The sequence below is a fragment of the Azospira sp. I09 genome (assembly GCF_009177135.1).
Lineage (GTDB): Bacteria > Pseudomonadota > Gammaproteobacteria > Burkholderiales > Rhodocyclaceae > Azospira > Azospira oryzae.
Genome location: NZ_AP021844.1, coordinates 3,409,090 through 3,427,857 on the forward strand (window position 1 = coordinate 3,409,090; position 18,768 = coordinate 3,427,857).

The following is an 18,768-nucleotide window of genomic DNA, read 5'->3' on the forward strand; positions in this document are numbered from 1 at the left end:
GTGAGCAAATCCGCTGTCATCGTTACCGGCCTGATCCTGGCCGCCGGCCTGTCCGCCAATCTGGCCCAGGCTTCCGAAGAACTGGCCAAGGCCAAGCTGTGCGTCGGCTGCCACCAGGTCTCCGCCAAGGTTCTGGGCCCTGCCTACAAGGACGTGGCCCAGAAGTACGCCGGCGTGAAAACCGCCGAAGCCGATCTGGCGAAGAAGATTCGCGGCGGCAGCAAGGGCGTCTGGGGCGGCGCCGAAATGCCGCCCAATCCGGCCATTTCCGAGGCCGACGCCACCACCCTGGCCAAATGGATTCTCAGCCTGAAGTGAAGTTGGGCTGATCCCGACAATGCCAACAAAAAAGCCGGCGATTGCCGGCTTTTTTGCGTCTGCAGGAAAGGCCTACTTGGCCTTTTTCTTGGTGCTTTCCGCCTTCACCTCGAGGAAGGCCGGGCCCCAGATGGGGTGGCCGGATTCGGCCTTGGTCAGGCTGAGCTTGGGGTAGGCGGCCAGGCCCTTGCGGAAGTTGGCCTTGCAGCTGTCCACCTGGCGGGAGGCGCAGGCGATGAAGGCCAGGTGCTTGTAGGCCCGGGCCTGGTCGATGCGGTTGGGCAGGCCCAGGTCCAGGGCCTGTTGCAGGGTCTGGCCGGCGCTCTTGTAGTCGCCGTTTTCGTAGGCGCTGATACCCCGGGCCAGTTCGCTTTCGGCCTTGCGCGCGGTCGGCGTCTTCACCGGTTCAGCCGGTTTGGCGGTTTCGGGCGGGGGCGCCGGTTCGGCGGCCGGAGGCGGGGTGTTCTGGCTGGCGCAACCGGCCAGGGCCAGCAAGGAGGCAAGCAGCAGGGAGGAGAGGGATCGCATGGCGGTAGGTGTGCTCATTTGAATTTGTGCTTGATCTTGTAGGTGTCGCCGGCGCCCAGTTCCAGGGTCAGGCGATGGGGTTCGGACTGGCCGTTGCGGATTTCCACCTCGTGGTGGCCCGGCAGCAGCTCGATACTTTCCAGGGGCGGTGAGATGCCCTTGGGGTCGCCGTCTACCACCACTTCACCCCAGGGCGCGATGGCCAGGTCCACCCGGGCAGCGGGTTGGGGCTCGGGTGCGGCATTGCTGGCCGGAGCGGCAGATGGGGTGCCGTTGCCAGCGCTACGATCCGTGGGCAGCAGGGCAAATGCGCCTCCCGCGATGGCCACCGCTGCGATGCCCAGCCACAGCGCCTTGCCGCGGCGGGCCGGCGGTGAGGCAGGTGCTTCCTCGCTCTCCGGGGAGAGGCTGAGGGGATTGGTGTCCGTGAACGGATGGGCCAGCAGCATGGTCGGCTCTTCCGACGGGCTGGGCGGAATGCGCGGCTGGGGCTGGGGCTGGGCGGCTAGGCCGAGGACCGGGCCGGGGGAGCCGAGCTCGGCGTAGCGGCGCAGATCGGCGGCCAGTTCGCCGGCGGTCTGGTAGCGTTCCTCCGGCGACTTGGCCAGGGCCTTGGCCAGGATGGCCTCGAAGCCCGGCGGCAGTTCCGGCATGAGCCGGGTGGGCAGCACCGGGCCTTCGTTGATGACCCGGTACATGATGGTGGTGACCGTTTCGCCGTCGAAGGGGGCGACGCCGGTGAGCCACTGGTAGAGCACCACGCCGAGGGAGAAGATGTCGGCCCGGCCATCCACCGGATGGCCCATGATCTGTTCCGGCGCCATGTACTTGGGCGTGCCCAGCATGTGGCCGGTCATGGTCTTGCTGCCGGTCTGCAGCTGGGCGATGCCGAAATCGGTGATTTTCACGGCACCGTCGGCCAGCACCATGAGGTTGGCCGGCTTGATGTCCCGGTGCACCACGCCCTGGCGGTGGGCGTAGTCCAGGCCGTCGGCAACGGCGGCCATCATGTCGGCGATGCGGGTATAGGGCAGGGGGCCGGCTTCGCTGATGAAGCGGCGCAGTTCCCGGCCTTCGAGGAATTCCATGGCCATGTAGGCCACGTCCTCCGCCTTGCCCGCGTCGTACAGGGTGACGATGGCCGGGTGGCTGAGGCGGGCGACCGACTTGGCCTCGCGGAAGAAGCGGCGCTCGAAGCTCTCCTTCTCGGACAGGCTGGCGTCGAACTTGATGGTCTTGATGGCCACGACCCGTTCCAGCAGGGGATCGAAGGCGCGGTACACCACGCCCATGGCTCCCTCGCCGAGTACTCCGTCGATACGGTAGCGGCCCAGTTGTTGAATGGTCATGCGCTTCTTACGGAAATTGGGGTCGGTCAATCCGGGACGGCAACAGCTCCCTCCACCCCGGGGTCCGAACTCTGACGGGCAAGTTTAACAGAACCTGTCCGCCCCCTGACCATCCCCAGCGCCGGGCCGGCTTAGCGTCACGCGGCCGTGGCCGCCGTGGCCGGTTTGCCCATGGCCAGGGCCCCGCCCAGGGCCAGGAAGAAGGCCAGGGCCACCAGGGCGAAGACCTCGGCGAAGGCCTGGGCGCTGCCGGCCGGCTGGCCCAGGTGGTTGCTGCGCCATTCCACATAGACGGCACCCAGGCTGATGCCCAGGGTGCCTCCCAGCTGCCGGGTGCAGTTGAGCAGGGCCGAACCCTGGCCCACCAGGCGCTGGGCCAGGGGGCGCAGGGAGCCCAGGTTGAGGGCCGGCAGGATCAGGGCCAGGCCGATGCGGCCGATGACCACCGTGCCCATCAGGGTGGGCAGCAGGGGCAGGCCGAAGGAAATGCCGGCCAGCAGCGCCAGCAGCACGAAGGAGATGGCGAACAGCAGCAGCCCCAGGGCCGTCTGCCGATGGGGCCGGATGCGGTCCGCCAGGTAGCCGGCTCCCGGGGTCATGAGGGCCAGGGCGATGCCGCCGGGGAGCAGGGCCAGGCCTGCCGTGGCGGCGTTGTAGCCGAGGATGCTCTGCAGGAACACCGGCACCAGATAGGTGGAACCGTAGAGGCCGACGCCGAAGATGAAGGACACCAGGGTGCCCATGGCGAAGGCCCGTTCGCTGAACAGGCCCAGGGCCAGGATCGGCCCGGGCACCCGGCGGGCGTGGCGCAGGAAGAGGGCGATGCCGGCGGTCGCCACCAGGGCGCCGATGCCGCTCTGGGGCGACAGCAGGCCGTGGGCGTGGAGGCCGCCGACGGTCTGCAGCAGGCTGAGGATGGCCAGGGTGAGCAGGGACAGGCCGGTCCAGTCGAAGGGGTGCTCGGCCCGGGCTGGCGGCTTGTGGGGCAGCAGCAGGTGGCCCGCCGCCAGGGCGGCGAGGCTGCCGGGCACGGTGATGAGGAAAATGGCGCGCCAGCCGAAATGGTCCACCAGGAAGCCGCCGGCAATGGGTGCCACCGCCGGCGCCAGGATGATGCCGAAACCCAGGATGCCCATGGCCCGGCCCTGGCGCTCCAGGGGAAAGAGACGCAGCACCAGCAGGGTGCTCATGGGCTGCAGCAGGCCGGCGGCCAGGCCCTGGACGATGCGCATGGCCACCACCGAGGGGAAGTTCCAGGCCAGGGCGCCGCCCAGGCTGCCGATGCCGATCAGCAGCACGGCACCGAGGAAGACCCGGCGGAAGCTGTAACGCTCGATGAGCCAGGCGGTGGGCAGCATGGCCACGGTCATGGCGGCCATGTAACCGGTGACGGCCCACTGCACCCGGTCCTGGCCCAGGTGAAAGTCCGCCATGAGGGCGGGAATGGCCACGTTGAAAATGGTGGCGGAAAGCACGGCCGTGACCATGCCGCAGGCCATGGCCGCCAGGACCAGCCAGGGGTAACGTCCGCCATGGCGGGCCTGCAGGGCTTCCAGGCTGCGGGGAGAGCTTGAAAATGACACGGTGACTCCGGAGCGGGGGCTGAGTAAAATGATTGTATCAGCAAATAATTAGCATGCTAACTATATGTCAGACCGCCAGCCTGAAGCGACGTTCCCGCCCCAGCAGCGATTTTCCGTCCTGCTGCACCAGACGGCGGCCCTGTGGCGCACGGCCCTGGACCGGCGCCTGCGGCCCCTGGGCTTTTCCCAGGCCAGCTGGCGCGCCCTGATTGCCCTGCGGCGCCAGCCGGAAGGTTGCAATCAGGCCGTCCTGGCGGAGCGCCTGGGGATCGAGGCGCCCACCCTGGTGCGCCTCCTGGACCGCATGGAAAAGCAGGGCTGGCTGCAGCGCCAGTCCGATCCCCGGGATCGGCGCAGCAAACGGGTGGTGCTCACTGCCGCCAGTCTGGAGCTGGCGGAGAGCATGGAAGCCACGGTGGAGGAGTTGCGGGCCGAACTGCTGGCGGGGCTGGACCCGGCCCAGCTGGAGGCCATGATCGACATCCTGGAAACGGTCCGGGAGCGGGCCGAAGGCCTGCTGGCCAAAGGTCCTGTCGATCCGGAGAGTGGGTTTAATATTCCTTTATAGATATAAACAATTTACAAAACAGTATTTCTTCTTATAAAAAGAGCGCCCTAGACTTCTCCCATCGCATATCACCTCCTGGGAGAAATCATGGCTCACCCCCGCAAGCTCATCGCCACCCTGGCAGCATCCCTGTCCCTGGCCTTCGCCGGCCAGGCCCTGGCCGACGCCACCCTGCTCAACGTTTCCTACGACCCCACCCGGGAGCTGTACCAGGACTTCAACGCCGCCTTCATCAAGCACTGGAAGGAAAAGACCGGCGAGACCCTGACCATCAAGCAGTCCCACGGCGGTTCCGGCAAGCAGGCCCGCTCCGTCATCGACGGCCTGGAGGCCGATGTGGTGACCCTGGCCCTGGCCGGCGACATCGATCCCCTGGCCGAGCGCGGCCTGCTCGCCGCCGACTACCAGAAGAAGCTGCCCCACAATGCCTCCCCCTATACCTCCACCATCGTCTTCCTGGTGCGCAAGGGCAATCCCAAGGGCATCAAGGACTGGAACGACCTGGTGAAGCCGGGCATCGGCGTCATCACCCCCAATCCCAAGACCTCCGGCGGCGCCCGCTGGAACTACCTGGCGGCCTGGGGCTTCGCCCTCAAGCAGCCGGGCGGCAACGACGCCAGCGCCAAGGACTTCGTCGCCCGGCTGTACAAGAACGTGCTGGTGCTGGATACGGGCGCCCGGGGCTCCACCACCACCTTTGTCGAGCGGGGCCAGGGCGATGTGCTGATCGCCTGGGAAAACGAGGCCTATCTGGCAGTGAAGGAACTGGGGCCGGACAAGTTCGACATCGTCACGCCTTCCCTCTCCATCCTGGCCGAGCCCCCGGTGGCCGTGGTGGACAAGAATGTGGACAAGCACGGCACCCGCAAGCAGGCCCAGGCCTACCTGGAGTACCTCTATACCCCGGCTGGCCAGGAAATCGCTGCCCAGAACTACTACCGGCCCATCGATCCCAAGGTGGCGGCCAAGTACGCCAAGCAGTTCGGCAAGGTGAATCTCTTCACCATCGACCAGCTGTTCGGTGGCTGGACCAATGCCACCAAGGCCCACTTCGCCGACGGCGCCATCTACGATCAGATCCAGACCAAGCGCTGATTCTTCGGCACCACAAACAAGAAGCCCCGGCCTTCCTCAGGAAGGCCGGGGCTTCTTTTTGAATGATCGGGGCTTAGCGGCCGAGGGCCAGGTTGGTGCTGGCACGGCTGTCGTTGTCGCCGCGCTGCTGGGTGCGCTCCGTGGTGCGGCGTTCGTTGCCGCTCTTGAAGGTTTCCGCAGCCAGATAGGCCCCCGCGGACGACAGGCAAAAGGCGCTGGCGGTAAGCAGCAGGATCTTGCGGGCATTGGCGGTCATGGTCTTGTCTTGCATGTGGATTCTCCCGGAGGCGAGGGCCTGGGCCCTTGTAGTTGTCGATGGGGTCATTCTAGGCAGGACCCCGGGTTGCGTCTGTCGCCTCCCTGTAGCGACCGGTAACGGCCCATGCGCTTTGATGACCGCGTGTGACAGCGTGACAAAAAAAGACCCCGCCGAGAGCGGCGGGGTTGGAGAGGAGGCCCATCCAGGGAGGGAGGGGATGGGTCTTGGGGGAGTCATGCGCTGTCAACGCATGGATGCATTCTAGGCAGGCCCGGCGGTGCCGTCTGTGGCGATTCCTGGGCCCTTGTGTAACGGTCTGTGGCGGTCCTCCTCTCCATTTGTAACAGCCCCCGGGGTGTGGCGGGAGACAGACCCGGAGCGGAAAATCCGGGCAAAAAAAACCCCACCGGGGGAGGTGGGGTGGAGAGGGTGCCCATCCGAAGGGGGGGGGAGGTGGATGGGACTTTGGGGGAGTCATGCGCTGTCAACGCAGAGTCCATTCTAGGGAGCCCCCCGGCTGCCGTCTGTGGCGATTGCAGGAGGGTTGTGTAACCGGGGGTGAGGGACTTTGACGGTTTGTAATGCCCCATGCGCAGCCTTGGCAGGCGAGGGGGCGGGGCCGTTCGGCAGTGGCGCGGGGAGGGGGGCGCTCAGCGCCGCCGCCAGAAGCGCCAGGCCATGACGGCGATGGCGAAGAGGGCGGTGGCCAGCAGGGCTTTGGGCAGGTTGGCGCGGCCTTCGGTGACCAGGTCGAAACCCAGAATGCCGAGCAGGACGCCCAGGCTCTCCGCCGCCGGAAAGGTGGCCTTGAAACGGCGTTTGCAGCGCAGCAGGCAGTCGGGGACGGATGGGAGGGGCATTGAAGATGGGCTAGTGGAGCGGGCATACCGCGGACGGCCGTGGAGCCATCCGGCACGGTATGGGCTGCATTCTAGGCAGGACGCGGCCTGGCGTCATGGCCGCTAGCGTGAGCGTTTGTAACGCAATGTAACGCCAGCGGCCCCGGGCCGCCTGGGCACGGGCTTTCAGCCCGGCCAGGAGAGGGTGAAGCGGGCGCCGCCGAGACTGGACTCGCCGGCGCTGGCATGGCCGCCGTGGGCCTCCATGACCTGGCGCACGATGGCCAGGCCGAGTCCGTAGCCGCCGCTGGTGCGGTCCCGGGAGCGGTCGAGGCGGGTGAAGGCGTCGAAGATACGCTCCCGTTCGTCCGCCGGTACGCCGATGCCGTCATCCTCGACGTGGATCTGCACCTGGCCGTCCTGTACTTCGGCGCTGACCCGGACCCGGGTCTTGGCGTACTTGAAGGCGTTGCGCAGCAGGTTGCGCACGGCGTAGGGCATGGACTTGCGGTCCAGGCGGGCCATCAGGTTGGGCGGCAGATGGCCCAGGTCCACCTCCACCGCCAGTTGACCGGCCAGTATGCGCAGGTCGTCCACCTCCTCCTCCAGCCAGGGCACCAGGGCGATGGAGGTGAGGTTGAGGGTGGGGCGCTCCCGCTCGAAGCGGGCGTGGGTGAGGCTGGAGTCGATCAGGTTGTCCAGCTCCTCCAGGTCCTCTTCCATGGTTTTCCAGTGGCGCTGGCGTTCGTCGCGGCAGTCCGTGTCGGCCGCCATTTCCAGGGCGAAGCGGAGGCGGGCGATGGGGGTGCGCAGTTCATGGGAGATGGCGCTGGAAAGCTCCCGCTGGGCGGCGATGAGTTTTTGCACCCGCTCCGCCATGCCGTTGAGGGTGTCGGCCAGGAGCGCGAACAGGTTGCTGCGGGCCGCCGGGGCGCGGGTCTCGAAACGGCCCTCACCCAGGGCCCGGGCGGTCTGGCGCAGGGATTCCAGGTCGCGCCAGATGGGCCGGATCCAGATCCATACCAGGACGGCGAAGCCCAGGCCGATGGCGGTCCAGGTCATCAGCCGGATGCGCAGTTCCAGGGGGATGGCGCGCTGGTACTCCGGGTTCAGGTCGGGGGAAAGGGGGCCCACCACCAGCACTTTGTCGCCGCCGCGGATGCGGTGGAACATGATGTCCCGGTGGGAGTCGATGGCGATGTCGCCCAGTTCCAGCTTTTCCCTTTGCTTGGGCGGCAGGAGCACCTGGTCCAGGTCTTCCAGCACCAGGCGGTAGGCGAATTTCTCGTCCAGGGCCTTGATCTGCTTTTCCCACTGGTGCCGGGGATAGCGCTGCAGCTCGTCCTCGATGAGGACGATGGTGCCGCGCATGAAGCGCTTGGCGTAGTCGTCGGTGATGCCCTGCAGGGCCGTGGAAATGGCGAAGTCGGCGATCATGGCGATGCCGACGAAGGAGCCCATGGCCAGCAGGTAGAAATTGAAGAACAGCCGGGACAGGCTGTAGCGGGCGCGGGAGAGGCGGGCGAAGCGCTGTTCCGACTCCCTCCGTTCCTTGCCCGGGCTGTTGTCCTCCGGCGCTGCTTCTACCTCCTGCTCCGGCAGGCGGCGGGGGTCAATTCCAGTCATGCCGGGAGAACAGGTAGCCCTTGCCGCGCACGGTCTTGATGCGGGCCGGATTGTCCGGGTCGTCCCCCAGCTTCTTGCGTAGGCGGGAGATGCGGGCGTCGATGGAGCGGTCCAGGCCGTCGAAGCCGATGCCCCGCAGGCGCTGCAGCAGGTCGTCCCGGGACAGCACGGTGCCGGCGTGGCAGGCCAGCAGCCAGAGCAGGTCGAACTCGGCGGTAGTCAGGTCGATGGCCGCATCGCCCAGTTCGGCGCTGCGGGTGGCCTGGTTGATGCGGAAACGGCCGAACACCAGCTCGTCGCCGGCCCCGCCGCCTTCGCTGCCCTCGCTGGGGCCGGCCCGGCGCAACAGGGCCCGCACCCGGGCCAGCAGTACCCGGGGCTGCACCGGCTTGGATATGAAGTCGTCGGCGCCCAGCTCGAGGCCGAGGATCTGGTCCATGTCCTCGTCCCGGGCGGTGAGCATGAGGATCACGCCCTGGTAATGGGGGCGCACGGTGCGGCAGACCTCGAAACCGTCCTTGCCGGGCAGCATCACGTCCAGCACCACCACGTCCGGATTGTCGGCGGGAATGCGGGTGCAGGCCGTGTCGCCCCGGGGTTCGATGGCGACTTCGAAGTCGTTCTTGCTCAGGTATTCGGCGGTCAGCTCGGCGAGGCGCTCGTCGTCCTCGACCAGAAGAATGCGGGGGGCGGCCATGACGCTCCAGGCGGAAGGGGAAAACGCGAGTTTACCCCGACTTTGGCGGCTGGGTGTCCTTGCCGTTGGCGGCCCCCGCGGCGGCGCTCCGTTTGCGCCGCTCCGGATGGCCGGCAGCGGGCTCGGGCAGGGTGATGAGCAGGCACTGGCCGTCGGGCAGGGAGACGGCGATGCTGTCCCGGCCACCGGGGCCGCTCTCCTTGCAGTGATAGAGGCTGAGGGCGGGGGTGGCCAGGGAATCCTTGATCTGCCGTGGGTGCAGGTGTTCGGCCAGGGCTTCCCGGTCCACCAGGGCCCAGTGCAGGGTCTTGCCGCTCATGCCAGGTCCCCGTCCGGCGCCGCTTCCGCATCGGCCAGGGTCTTGCCCTGGCGCAGCAGCAGGGCGTAGTCGCCGGCGGGCACGGCCCGGCTGAAGAAGTAGCCCTGGAACTCGTCACAGCCGTGCTGGCGCAGCAGGGCCAGCTGCTCGGCCGTTTCCACGCCTTCGGCCACCACATTGAGCCCCAGGCTGTGGGCCATGGCGATGACGGCGCTGGCGATGGCCGCATCGTCGGCGTTGGAGTTGATGTCGCGCACGAAGGAGCGGTCGATCTTCAGGCAGTCGATGGGGAAGCGCTTGAGGTAGGAGAGGCTGGAGTAGCCGGTGCCGAAGTCGTCCAGGGACAGGGTCACGCCCAGGTCCTTCAGCTCCCGCAGGGTCAGGGCGGCGTGGTCGGTGTCGTGCATGACCATGGATTCGGTCAATTCGATGTCCAGCATTTCGCCGGGCACCTGGTATTCCTCCAGCAGCCGGCGCACCGTCTCCCCCAGGTTTTCCTGACGGAACTGGCGGGCAGAGATGTTGATGGCCACCTTCAGGGGTGGCAGGCCTTCCTCGCGCCAGGCACGGATCTGCCGGCACACCAGTTCGATGACCTTTTCTCCCAGGGGAATGATGAGGCCCGATTCCTCAGCCAGGGGAATGAACTCGTTGGGGTTGATCTGGCCGATGCGTGGGTGCATCCAGCGCAGCAGGGCCTCGGCGCCGACGATGGTGCCCTGCTGCAGGGACACCTTGGGCTGGTAGTAGACCTGGAATTCGTCGGTCTCCAGGGCCCGGCGCAGGTTGCCCTCCATGTCCAGCCGGTCCAGGGCCATGCTGCTCATTTCCGGCAGGTAGAAGCGGTAGTTGTTGCGGCCGTACTCCTTGACCCGGTACATGGCCACGTCGGCGTTGCGCAGCAGGATGTCCCCGGTTTCCCCGTCCCGGGGGAACAGGCTGACGCCGATGGAGGCGGTGACGAACAGCTCCTTGCCCTCGACGAACAAGGGCTGGGCCAAGGCCCGCTGAATCTTGCCGGCCACCACGGCCACGTCGTCCGCGTCCAGGATGTCGCCGACGACGATGACGAACTCGTCGCCCCCCAGGCGGGCCACCGTGTCGGTGTCGCGCACGGCCGTCTGCAGCCGCTCGGCCACGGTCTTTAGCAGCTTGTCGGCCGGGGCGTGGCCGAGGCCGTCGTTGATCACCTTGAAGCGGTCCAGGTCGAGCAGCATGACGCCCACCAGGCGCCTGTCCCGGCGCGCCAGGGCGATGGCCTGGCTGATGCGGTCGGCCAGCAGGCTGCGGTTGGCCAGGCCGGTGAGAACGTCGTGGGTGGCCTGGTACTCCAGTTGTTCCTGGTAATGGATGCGGTCGGAGACGTCGTTGATGACGGAGACGAAATGGGTGGTGCTCTGGCCCGACTCATCCAGCACCGGTGCCAGGTGCAGCTCGTTCCAGAACAGGCTGCCGTCCTTGCGGTAGTTGCGCAGGATGGCGTGGCCCTCGCGCCGGTCCCGCAGGGCAGCGCGGATTTCGTTGAGGCCTTTCTGCTGCAGGTCGTCCCGCACCAGGAAGCGGCCGTTGCGCCCCTGCACTTCGGCAGCGCTGTAGCCGGTGATGCGCTCGAAGGCCGGGTTCACGTAGGTGATGGGGTGGTCCAGCTGGGTGGCGGAAGTGATCATGATGCCGTTGCTGGAGGACTCCACGGCCCGGTCCCGCAGCCGCAGGGCCTCGCCGGCGTCCTGGCGGGCGGCGGCTTCGGCCTCGCTGGTGCAGCGGCGCACCGCCAGGGCCAGGGCCAGCAGGGTGGCGATGTCCCGCAGCAGCTGGTGTTCCTCCGGCGAAAACAGGGCGCGGGCGGCGGCATAGATGCGCAGCCGGCCCAGGGCCTTGCCTCCGGCTTCCAGGGGCAGGGACAGGGAGCCGGCAAAGGCCGAAAACTGGGGGAACCGATCCAGGTCCTGCCAGTCTGACGGGAGCATGGCGCCGGCTGCCGCATCGGCGCCGAGGCGGGCAGCCACCAGCCGGTGGCTGCCGTTTTCCAGCAGACCGACGCAGGCCAGGCTGTAGCCGCCGCAGCCGGTCAGGCTGTCGCAGATGCGGGCCGCCAGGTCTGCTTCGCTGCCGGCTGCACCGGCGGCGGCATGGCAATGGGCCAGCAGGGCAAGCAGACGCCGCAGCTGGTCTTCACCGCTGACGTCCTCATTTGGGTGTTGCGGGGACAAGAGGTCTCCTCCTCATTGTGTACTGCTTGTTTTTGTCGGGGCAGTGTAACAAATGCCCCGTCGCCTGGTTGTTGCGCTGCGCCATGGAAATGGCTGCGAATCAGGCGCTTGGCGTCATTCATCCTTTTCAAGGGGTAGTTCCAACCATGGCCTTTGCCGATATCCTGTCGTCCCTCCTAGCCTTTCTCCGTTCCGGCGCCCTCGACCTGCCCTGGTGGGGCGTGCTGCTGGCGGCCCTGGGCATGACCCATGTAACCATCGTCGCCGTCACCGTCTTCCTGCACCGCCACCAGGCTCACCGGGCCCTGGATCTGGGGCCCCTGCCTTCCCATTTCTTCCGCTTCTGGCTGTGGCTGACCACCGGCATGGTGACCAAGGAATGGACTGCCATTCACCGCAAACACCACGCCAAGTGCGAAACCGCCGAGGATCCTCATAGTCCCCAGGTGAAGGGCCTGTGGAAGGTCCTTTCCGAAGGCGCCGAACTGTACCGGGCCGAGGCCGCCAATGCCGAAACCCTGGCCCGCTATGGTCACGGCACGCCGGACGACTGGTTGGAGCGCCACGTCTATGCCCGGCATCCGGTGCTCGGCGTGGCCCTTATGCTGGTGCTGGATGTGCTGCTCTTCGGCGCCGCCGGCATCACCGTGTGGGCGGTGCAGATGGCCTGGATTCCCTTCTGGGCGGCGGGGGTGGTCAATGGCCTGGCCCACTTCTGGGGCTACCGCAACTTCGCCTGCGCCGACGCCTCCACCAATCTCTGGCCCCTGGGGCTGGTCATCGGCGGCGAGGAACTGCACAACAACCACCATGCCTTCGCCACTTCCGCCCGCTTCTCCGCCAAGTGGTACGAGGTGGACATCGGCTGGGGCTACATCCGCCTGATGAGCGCCCTGGGCCTGGCCCGGGTGAAGAAGGTGGCGCCCCGGCCCCGGCTGCATTCCCTGCGGCCCCAGGTGGACCACCATACCCTGCAGGCCCTCATCACCCACCGTTACGATCTCATGACCCGTTACGCCAAATCCCTGCGCCAGGCCTACGAGTACGAGTTGCGGGCCCTCCGTGGGCGTCTCGATGCGGTGGAGTTCAAGCGGGCCCGGGACGCGCGGCGCTGGCTGGCCGGCGACCTGGGACGGATGCCGGCGGAACTGCGCCAGCGCTTCGACGCCCTGGTTCAGGGCAGCGGTCCGTTGCAGACCCTGGTGGCCATGCGGGATGAACTGAGCGCGGTGTGGGAGCGCACCAACGCCAGCCGGGAGCAGTTGCTGACCCACCTGCAGGACTGGTGCCGCCGGGCCGAAAGCAGCGGCATCCGCCAGTTGGAGGAGATGTCCCTGCGTCTGCGCCGCTACGCCATTTGAGCCGGAGCGGCCAACGCTGGCACAATGACGGGGCGCCCTGCGGGGTGCCCTTTTCTTCAGGAAAGTTCGATCCCCTATGTCCCTGCTCAACCGTCTGGCCGGACGTCCCGGCTATCTGCTTCTCGCTGTGGGCTGCATCGCCCTGGTCTCCGCCGGCCTGGTAATCCAGGAGTTTGACCGCCTGCAGCCCTGTCCCCTGTGCATTTTCCAGCGCGTGCTCTACCTGCTGGTGGCCGCCCTGGCCCTGGGCGGGGCATTGTTTCCCCGGCTGCGCTGGCTGTGGCTCGGTCTGATCGGCGTCACCGCCGTCGGCGGCATGGCCACGGCCCTGTACCAGACCTGGCTGCAATGGGTGGCCGACCCGGCCCTGGAGTGTGCCTACGGCGATCCCAGCCTGATCGAGCGCCTGGTGGACTGGCTGGGCATGCAGTATCCGCCCCTGTTCATGGCCACCGGCTTCTGTTCGGCCCGGGACTGGACCTTCCTGCAGCTTTCCATGGCCAACTGGTCCGTGCTCTGCTTTGCCGGGGTGTTGGTCAGCCTGCTGGTCATCGGCCGCCGTCGCTGATCGCAGGCCGTTTCCTGCCGCAAACAAAAAGCCCGCTTCGGCGGGCTTTTTGTTTGCGGCTTTCGCTTGCGGCGGCTGTTTCCGGCGGGGAGGCCGACAGCGTTGGGGGGCAAGGTGTCGTTTCCGCCCCGAATCCGGCTGCAAAGCGGGGGGCAAAGAACGGGTGCTCGTATGCGGCGGTGCTCCGGGGCGAAGACCCAAAGAAAAACCCGCCACAAGGGCGGGTTTTCCGGTAGCCAAGCCTTTGGGGGGCTTACTTCAGCTTGGTTTCTTTGTAGATCACGTGCTTGCGGACCTTGGGATCGTACTTCTTGATCTCGATCTTTTCCGGCTTGGTACGCTTGTTCTTGGTGGTGGTGTAGAAATGGCCGGTCCCAGCAGTGGACTCCAGCTTGATCTTTTCACGCATGTCGCAGCTCCTTAGACCGTGAAACGCTTATTACACTTCGCCGCGGGCACGCAGATCCACCAGGACCTCGTCGATACCCTTCTTGTCGATCAACCGCAGACCGGCGTTGGAAACACGCAGCCGGATGAAGCGGTTTTCGCTCTCAACCCAGAAGCGACGATACTGCAGATTCGGCAGGAAGCGGCGCTTGGTTTTGTTGTTGGCATGGGAAACGTTGTTCCCGACCATCGGGGCCTTGCCCGTCACTTGGCAGACACGCGCCATGATTTGCTCCAGAAAACTTGGAAGGAAAGCCCGCGATTGTAACGCAACTGCCTGAATAATATCAAGCCTCTTTTGCGTTTTCCTTTTGCCCGGGGCGGCAAAAAGGCCGGAAAGCCTTATCCGGCGTACCTTTCCGTCCCGGGTAAAAAATGCTGGGCGAGTACACGTTGCAGCTGAACCTTGGCTGCGCCCGTGAAGCCGACGAATTGTACCCCATGCCGGAAGCAGCAGTGGCGGTCGGAGTGCACCGAATAGGCCATGCGGCAGCGGAATTCCAGCACCAGCGGGCGTTCGTGGGAGTGGGTGGGGGGCACGGACAGCCGCATGGTGAACTGGCTGGAGGTGTGCAGGTTGTGGTCCGTCAGTACGGCAGCGCCGGCCTGGGAAACGTCGTGGGTACGGCCGTGATAGACCCGGTCCGGCTCGCTGTCGAGGACGATCATGCACGACCACCGGGCTGGGTACCGGTCATATTGGCGCTGTTCTTTCATTGCAATTGGGAATTGTTGTTATCTGGTCAGCGCGCAGTATAACCACAGACCCCCTCTTACTATTGATATAGATCAGAGCAAGCCCCGCTCGGAAAAAGAAAGGGGCGGGGTGTTGCCGGCGACGACGAAATGGTCCAGCACCCGCACCTCCACCAGGGCCAGGCTCTGCCTGAGGGCGGCGGTGAGCTGTTCGTCGGCCCGGGAGGGCTCGGCGACGCCGGAGGGGTGGTTGTGGGCGAAGATGACGGCCGCCGCATTGCGGGCCAGGGCCGTCTTCACCACTTCCCGGGGATAGACGGCGGTCTGGGTCAGGGTGCCGCGGAACAGTTCCTCGGCGGCGATGAGGCGGTTCTGGGCGTCCAGCCACAGGGCCAGGAACACCTCCCGCGGCTCGCCGCCCAGCCGGGCCCGCAGGTAGTCTCGCACCGCGCCCGGGGAATTGAAGGCATGGGGCCGCTCCATTTCCTCCCGCAGGGCGCGCCGGGACATTTCCAGGACGGCCTGGATCTGGGCGTACTTGGCGCTGCCCATGCCGGGCACGGCGCTGATCTCCTCCGCCGTGGCGGAAAACAGCCGGGTCAGGCTGCCGAAACGCTGCAGCAGGCTGCGCGCCATGTCCACCGCGCTCTGGCCCCGCACCCCGACCCGCAGGAAGACGGCCAGCAGTTCGGCGTCGGAGAGGGCGGTGGCGCCCTGCTTCAGCAGCCGCTCCCGGGGGCGTTCGTCTTCGGGCCAGTCGGTGATTGCCATGATCTCAAGTAGAATCGGGCGGATCAGCCATTCTAGCGATTACGACAATGGAATTGTTGGGCAAGAAAATACTCCTCGGCGTCACCGGCGGCATCGCCGCCTACAAGGCGGCCGAGCTGACCCGCCTGCTGCAGAAGCAGGGGGCCACGGTGCAGGTGGCCATGACCGAGGCGGCCACCCATTTCGTCGGTGCGGTGACCTTCCAGGCCCTGTCCGGCCAGCCGGTGTTCACCGACCAGTGGGATGCGCGCATGGCCAACAACATGGCCCACATCGACCTCTCCCGGGAGGCGGACGCGGTGCTGGTGGCGCCGGCCTCCGCCGATTTCCTGGCCAAGGTGGCCCACGGCCAGGCCGACGACCTGCTCACCACCCTGGTGCTGGCCCGGGATTGCCCCCTGCTGGTGGCCCCGGCCATGAACCGGCAGATGTGGGAAAACCCGGCCACCCAACGCAACGCTGCCACCCTGGCGGCGGACGGCATCACCCTGCTGGGCCCCGCCTGCGGCGACCAGGCCTGCGGCGAGGTCGGCGCCGGGCGCATGCTGGCGCCGGCGGAAATCGTCGAGGACCTGATCGCCTTCTTCCAGGCCAAGCCCCTGGCCGGCAAGCGGGTGCTGCTCACCGCCGGCCCCACCTTCGAGGCCCTGGACCCGGTGCGGGGCATCACCAATCTTTCGAGCGGCAAGATGGGCTACGCCCTGGCCCGGGCCTGTGCCCAGGCCGGCGCCGCCGTTACCCTGGTCTCCGGCCCCACCGGGCTGGCCTGCCCCCGGGGCGTGCTGCGGGTCGATGTGAGCGCCGCCCTGGAGATGCAGCGGGAAGTGCTGGCCCGGGCCGGGGAGAGCGACGTCTTCATCGGCGTCGCCGCCGTGGCTGACTACCGGCCGGCCACCCCGTCCGCCCAGAAGATCAAGAAGAACGCCGCCGCGATGACGGTGGAGCTGGTGAAGAACCCGGACATCCTGGCCGAAGTGGCGGCCCTGCCGCTGCCGCCCTTCTGCGTCGGTTTTGCCGCCGAGAGCCACGACCTGGCCACCTACGCCGAGGGCAAGCGCGTCAATAAGAAACTGCCCCTGGTGGTGGGCAACCTGATCAGCGACGGCTTCGGCGGCGAGGACAACACCGTGGTCCTGTTCGATGCTGCCGGCGCCCATCCCCTGGCCACCGCCAGCAAGACCGAGGTGGCCCGCAGCATCGTCGCCGCCATTGCCGAGCGTCTGCCCCACTGATTTTTATCTGGAGAAACAATGCATCCCGTCGACGTCAAACTGCTGGACCCCCGCCTGCACGAAACCCCGCCCCAGTACGCCACCCCCGGTTCCGCCGGGCTGGACCTGCGGGCCTGCATCGAGGCCCCGGTGAAGCTGCATCCGGGCGAAACCCAGCTGATTCCCACCGGCATCGCCATCCACCTCAACGACCCGGGCATGGCCGCCATGATCCTGCCCCGCTCCGGCCTGGGCCACAAGCACGGCATCGTCCTCGGCAACCTGGTGGGCCTGATCGACTCCGACTACCAGGGCGAAATCATGGTCTCCACCTGGAACCGGGGCAAGGAAGCCTTCGTTATCAATCCCCTGGACCGCATCGCCCAGCTGGTGGTGGTGCCGGTGCTGCAGGTGCAGTTCAACCTGGTGGACGAGTTTGCCGCCAGCGACCGGGGTGCCGGCGGTTTCGGCAGCACCGGCAAGGGCTGATCCCGGCGCCGCTCGGCGCCCTGTGCAATGAGAAAAGGCCGCGCTTCCGCAAGGAGGCGCGGCCTTTTTATTCGGCTGCAGGGGGTAGGCCCGGGAGGCAGGCAGGACGGGCCTGTTGGCCATGCCATGGCGGAGATGGCCGTCCTGCCTGCCTCCCGGCAGTACTGCTTTTTCGTTCTAGGCCAGGGCGTCGGCCCAGATGTTCTTGGCCCAGCCCAGGGCGAACTGGGCTTCGGCGACGCTGCGCACGGCGGAGACGCCGCCGGAGCCGGGCACCGGCAGCACCGTCTTTTTCTCGGCGTCGTACTGGTGGATGGAGGCCACGTGGCAGGCTTCCGTGGAGCTGAGGAAGCTGTAGCAGGTGTTCATCACCACCGGATTGGGATTGGGCGCCTCGCCGGCCAGCAGGTTGAGGATGGCGGCGGCGGCCAGCTTGGCGTGCTGGTTGGCCATGTGGCCGGACTTGGGCATGGTCGGCGCCGGGAAAATGGCGTCGCCCAGGACGTGGATGCCCGGGGTGTTGGTGGATTCCAGGCTCAGCCAGTCCACATCGACCCAGCGGTTGTTCACCAGCTTCAGCCCGGCGGCGCTGGCGATGGCGCCGGCCCGCTGGGGCGGCACCACGTTGAGCACGTCGGCCCGCACCTTGTCGAATTCGAAGAGGGCGGTGGTGTTGGTCACGTCCACGTCGATCAGCTCGTGGTTGGGCCGGTATTCGACGATGTTCGGGTACAGCTCGCTCCAGGCCTTGGTGAACAGGCCCTTCTTGGAGATCACGTCCTCGTTGGCGTCCAGGATCAGCACCTTGGACTTGGGCTTGTGGGCCTTGAAGTAGCTGGCCACCACCGAAGCCCGCTCGTAGGGGCCGGGCGGGCAGCGGTAGGGCGCCTTGGGAATGGTGATGGCGAAGACGCCGCCGTCCTTCATGGATTCCAGCTGCTTGCGCAGGGCCACGGTCTGGGGGCCGGCCTTCCAGGCGTGGAGGATCTTCTCCTGGGATTCCTTGGCGTCCAGGGCCGGCACCAGGGACCACAGGAAATCGACGCCGGGGGAGAGCACCAGGCGGTCGTAGCTGAGGCTGCCGCCCTGGGCCAGGCGCAGGGTGCGCTTGACCGGGTCCACCGCCACGGCTTCGTCCTGGATCACCTTGACGCCCCAGCGGTTCTTCAGGCCATCGTAGGAGACGGTGATGTCGTCCAGGGTCTTGTCGCCGGAGAGGATGAGGTTGGAAATGGGGCAGGAGATGAAGCTGGGGTTACGCTCCACCAGGGTGACGCGGACGCCGCCCTCGCTCCACTTGCGCAGGTACTTGGCCACCGTGGCGCCGCCGTAGCCGCCGCCCACCACCACCACGTGGCCGGCGGCCTGCTTGCGGGGAACCGGGGCGCTGGCGCAGCCGGTCAGGGAGGCGGTGACGGAAGCGGCGGAGACGATGCCCGCGGCCTTGAGGAAATCCCGGCGTTGCATGGTCATTACTTGCCCTCCCGTTTCTGGGCTGCCAGATAGGTGGTGATCAGGTCCAGCTGCTCCGGGGTATAGCCCTTGGCGATCTGGTGCATGATGGTGGCCGGCCGGCTGCCGTCGCGGAAGCCGTTCAGCTTCTGCAGCAGCACGCCCTTGTCCTGGCCGGCCAGCACGTCCATGGCGCCGGGCTGGGCGTGGCCGTCGGTGCCGTGGCAGTTGGCGCAGGTGGCGGCCAGATTGCGGGCCAGGTTGGGGTCGGCGGCAAAGGCCGCGGTGCTGCCCAGGCCGGCGGCCAGGACGGCGAGCAGGGAAAGGCGTGACATCAGGTGGCGCGCAAAGGGCATGGCATCTCCTTGGCTAGACGAAGGCA

Annotated in this window: 22 protein-coding genes; 7 read left to right on the forward strand and 15 right to left on the reverse strand. The window is 67.0% G+C overall.

Annotated elements, in window-relative coordinates; translation table 11 throughout:
- Positions 1 to 318: a c-type cytochrome gene (locus tag AZSP09_RS16035; RefSeq protein ID WP_014236608.1), complete on the forward strand. Its 318-nt coding sequence runs from the start codon at positions 1 to 3 to the stop codon at positions 316 to 318.
- 72 nt (positions 319 to 390) lie between these two features.
- Here AZSP09_RS16035 and AZSP09_RS16040 read toward each other — a convergent pair whose 3' ends face one another.
- The 3 genes from AZSP09_RS16040 to AZSP09_RS16050 form a co-directional block, all read right to left on the reverse strand.
- Positions 391 to 864, reverse strand: a complete 474-nt coding sequence (locus tag AZSP09_RS16040) for a TssQ family T6SS-associated lipoprotein (RefSeq protein ID WP_152090610.1) — start codon at positions 862 to 864, stop codon at positions 391 to 393.
- The gene (locus AZSP09_RS16045; protein ID WP_152090611.1) at positions 861 to 2,195 is read right to left on the reverse strand and encodes a serine/threonine-protein kinase; all 1,335 of its coding nucleotides are present in this window, start codon (positions 2,193 to 2,195) and stop codon (positions 861 to 863) included. The genes AZSP09_RS16040 and AZSP09_RS16045 overlap by 4 nt, the downstream gene beginning before the upstream one ends.
- Before the next feature lie 137 nt (positions 2,196 to 2,332).
- On the reverse strand, positions 2,333 to 3,778 hold the full coding sequence (locus AZSP09_RS16050) for a DHA2 family efflux MFS transporter permease subunit (RefSeq protein WP_232058810.1): 1,446 nt from the start codon (positions 3,776 to 3,778) through the stop codon (positions 2,333 to 2,335).
- 64 nt (positions 3,779 to 3,842) lie between these two features.
- On the opposite strand from AZSP09_RS16050, the gene AZSP09_RS16055 reads away from it, so the two are divergent.
- Positions 3,843 to 4,346 (forward strand): MarR family winged helix-turn-helix transcriptional regulator, encoded by a 504-nt coding sequence (locus AZSP09_RS16055; protein ID WP_152090612.1) that lies wholly within the window; start codon positions 3,843 to 3,845, stop codon positions 4,344 to 4,346.
- Between the two features lie 87 nt (positions 4,347 to 4,433).
- Positions 4,434 to 5,441 (forward strand): sulfate ABC transporter substrate-binding protein, encoded by a 1,008-nt coding sequence (locus AZSP09_RS16060; protein WP_130460096.1) that lies wholly within the window; start codon positions 4,434 to 4,436, stop codon positions 5,439 to 5,441.
- A gap of 73 nt (positions 5,442 to 5,514) precedes the next feature.
- Here AZSP09_RS16060 and AZSP09_RS16065 read toward each other — a convergent pair whose 3' ends face one another.
- From AZSP09_RS16065 to AZSP09_RS16090, 6 genes are all read right to left on the reverse strand, one after another.
- Positions 5,515 to 5,712, reverse strand: a complete 198-nt coding sequence (locus AZSP09_RS16065; protein ID WP_014236614.1) for a hypothetical protein — start codon at positions 5,710 to 5,712, stop codon at positions 5,515 to 5,517.
- Between the two features lie 638 nt (positions 5,713 to 6,350).
- The gene (locus tag AZSP09_RS16070; RefSeq protein ID WP_014236615.1) at positions 6,351 to 6,560 is read right to left on the reverse strand and encodes a hypothetical protein; all 210 of its coding nucleotides are present in this window, start codon (positions 6,558 to 6,560) and stop codon (positions 6,351 to 6,353) included.
- 165 nt (positions 6,561 to 6,725) lie between these two features.
- The gene (locus tag AZSP09_RS16075) at positions 6,726 to 8,165 is read right to left on the reverse strand and encodes an ATP-binding protein (protein WP_014236616.1); all 1,440 of its coding nucleotides are present in this window, start codon (positions 8,163 to 8,165) and stop codon (positions 6,726 to 6,728) included.
- Entirely contained in the window at positions 8,152 to 8,862 is a 711-nt protein-coding gene (locus tag AZSP09_RS16080) for a winged helix-turn-helix domain-containing protein (protein ID WP_014236617.1), read from the reverse strand. The genes AZSP09_RS16075 and AZSP09_RS16080 overlap by 14 nt, the downstream gene beginning before the upstream one ends.
- 31 nt (positions 8,863 to 8,893) lie before the next feature.
- Positions 8,894 to 9,181 (reverse strand): hypothetical protein, encoded by a 288-nt coding sequence (locus tag AZSP09_RS16085; RefSeq protein WP_152090613.1) that lies wholly within the window; start codon positions 9,179 to 9,181, stop codon positions 8,894 to 8,896.
- Positions 9,178 to 11,391 carry a putative bifunctional diguanylate cyclase/phosphodiesterase gene (locus AZSP09_RS16090; RefSeq protein ID WP_152090614.1) on the reverse strand — a complete coding sequence of 738 codons (2,214 nt, stop codon included), beginning with the start codon at positions 11,389 to 11,391 and terminating at the stop codon, positions 9,178 to 9,180. The genes AZSP09_RS16085 and AZSP09_RS16090 overlap by 4 nt, the downstream gene beginning before the upstream one ends.
- 146 nt (positions 11,392 to 11,537) lie before the next feature.
- On the opposite strand from AZSP09_RS16090, the gene AZSP09_RS16095 reads away from it, so the two are divergent.
- Both AZSP09_RS16095 and AZSP09_RS16100 read left to right on the forward strand, forming a co-directional pair.
- Positions 11,538 to 12,752, forward strand: coding sequence for a DesA family fatty acid desaturase (locus AZSP09_RS16095; RefSeq protein WP_152090615.1), 1,215 nt, complete (start codon positions 11,538 to 11,540; stop codon positions 12,750 to 12,752).
- A gap of 76 nt (positions 12,753 to 12,828) precedes the next feature.
- Positions 12,829 to 13,320: a disulfide bond formation protein B gene (locus tag AZSP09_RS16100; RefSeq protein ID WP_152090616.1), complete on the forward strand. Its 492-nt coding sequence runs from the start codon at positions 12,829 to 12,831 to the stop codon at positions 13,318 to 13,320.
- 253 nt (positions 13,321 to 13,573) lie between these two features.
- On the opposite strand, the gene rpmG is transcribed toward AZSP09_RS16100, so the two are convergent.
- The 4 genes from rpmG to radC all read right to left on the reverse strand — a co-directional run bounded on the left by rpmG (position 13,574) and on the right by radC (position 15,234).
- Positions 13,574 to 13,729 carry a 50S ribosomal protein L33 gene (rpmG, locus tag AZSP09_RS16105; protein WP_014236622.1) on the reverse strand — a complete coding sequence of 52 codons (156 nt, stop codon included), beginning with the start codon at positions 13,727 to 13,729 and terminating at the stop codon, positions 13,574 to 13,576.
- A 30-nt stretch (positions 13,730 to 13,759) separates the two neighbouring features.
- Entirely contained in the window at positions 13,760 to 13,993 is a 234-nt protein-coding gene (gene rpmB, locus AZSP09_RS16110; protein ID WP_014236623.1) for a 50S ribosomal protein L28, read from the reverse strand.
- Positions 13,994 to 14,109: 116 nt separating this feature from the next.
- Positions 14,110 to 14,484 (reverse strand): PilZ domain-containing protein, encoded by a 375-nt coding sequence (locus AZSP09_RS16115; RefSeq protein ID WP_083833939.1) that lies wholly within the window; start codon positions 14,482 to 14,484, stop codon positions 14,110 to 14,112.
- A gap of 72 nt (positions 14,485 to 14,556) precedes the next feature.
- A complete protein-coding gene (radC, locus tag AZSP09_RS16120) occupies positions 14,557 to 15,234 on the reverse strand; it encodes a RadC family protein (protein WP_152090617.1) in 678 nt (225 codons plus the stop codon).
- 47 nt (positions 15,235 to 15,281) lie between these two features.
- On the opposite strand from radC, the gene coaBC reads away from it, so the two are divergent.
- The gene (coaBC, locus tag AZSP09_RS16125; RefSeq protein ID WP_152090618.1) at positions 15,282 to 16,466 is read left to right on the forward strand and encodes a bifunctional phosphopantothenoylcysteine decarboxylase/phosphopantothenate--cysteine ligase CoaBC; all 1,185 of its coding nucleotides are present in this window, start codon (positions 15,282 to 15,284) and stop codon (positions 16,464 to 16,466) included.
- A gap of 18 nt (positions 16,467 to 16,484) precedes the next feature.
- Positions 16,485 to 16,934, forward strand: coding sequence for a dUTP diphosphatase (gene dut, locus AZSP09_RS16130; RefSeq protein WP_130460089.1), 450 nt, complete (start codon positions 16,485 to 16,487; stop codon positions 16,932 to 16,934).
- A gap of 177 nt (positions 16,935 to 17,111) precedes the next feature.
- Here dut and AZSP09_RS16135 read toward each other — a convergent pair whose 3' ends face one another.
- Complete coding sequence (locus tag AZSP09_RS16135) at positions 17,112 to 18,407, reverse strand: FCSD flavin-binding domain-containing protein (protein WP_152090619.1); 1,296 nt, start codon at positions 18,405 to 18,407, stop codon at positions 17,112 to 17,114.
- Positions 18,407 to 18,742, reverse strand: coding sequence for a c-type cytochrome (locus tag AZSP09_RS16140; protein ID WP_014236629.1), 336 nt, complete (start codon positions 18,740 to 18,742; stop codon positions 18,407 to 18,409). The genes AZSP09_RS16135 and AZSP09_RS16140 overlap by 1 nt, the downstream gene beginning before the upstream one ends.
- Positions 18,743 to 18,768 lie beyond the last annotated feature (26 nt).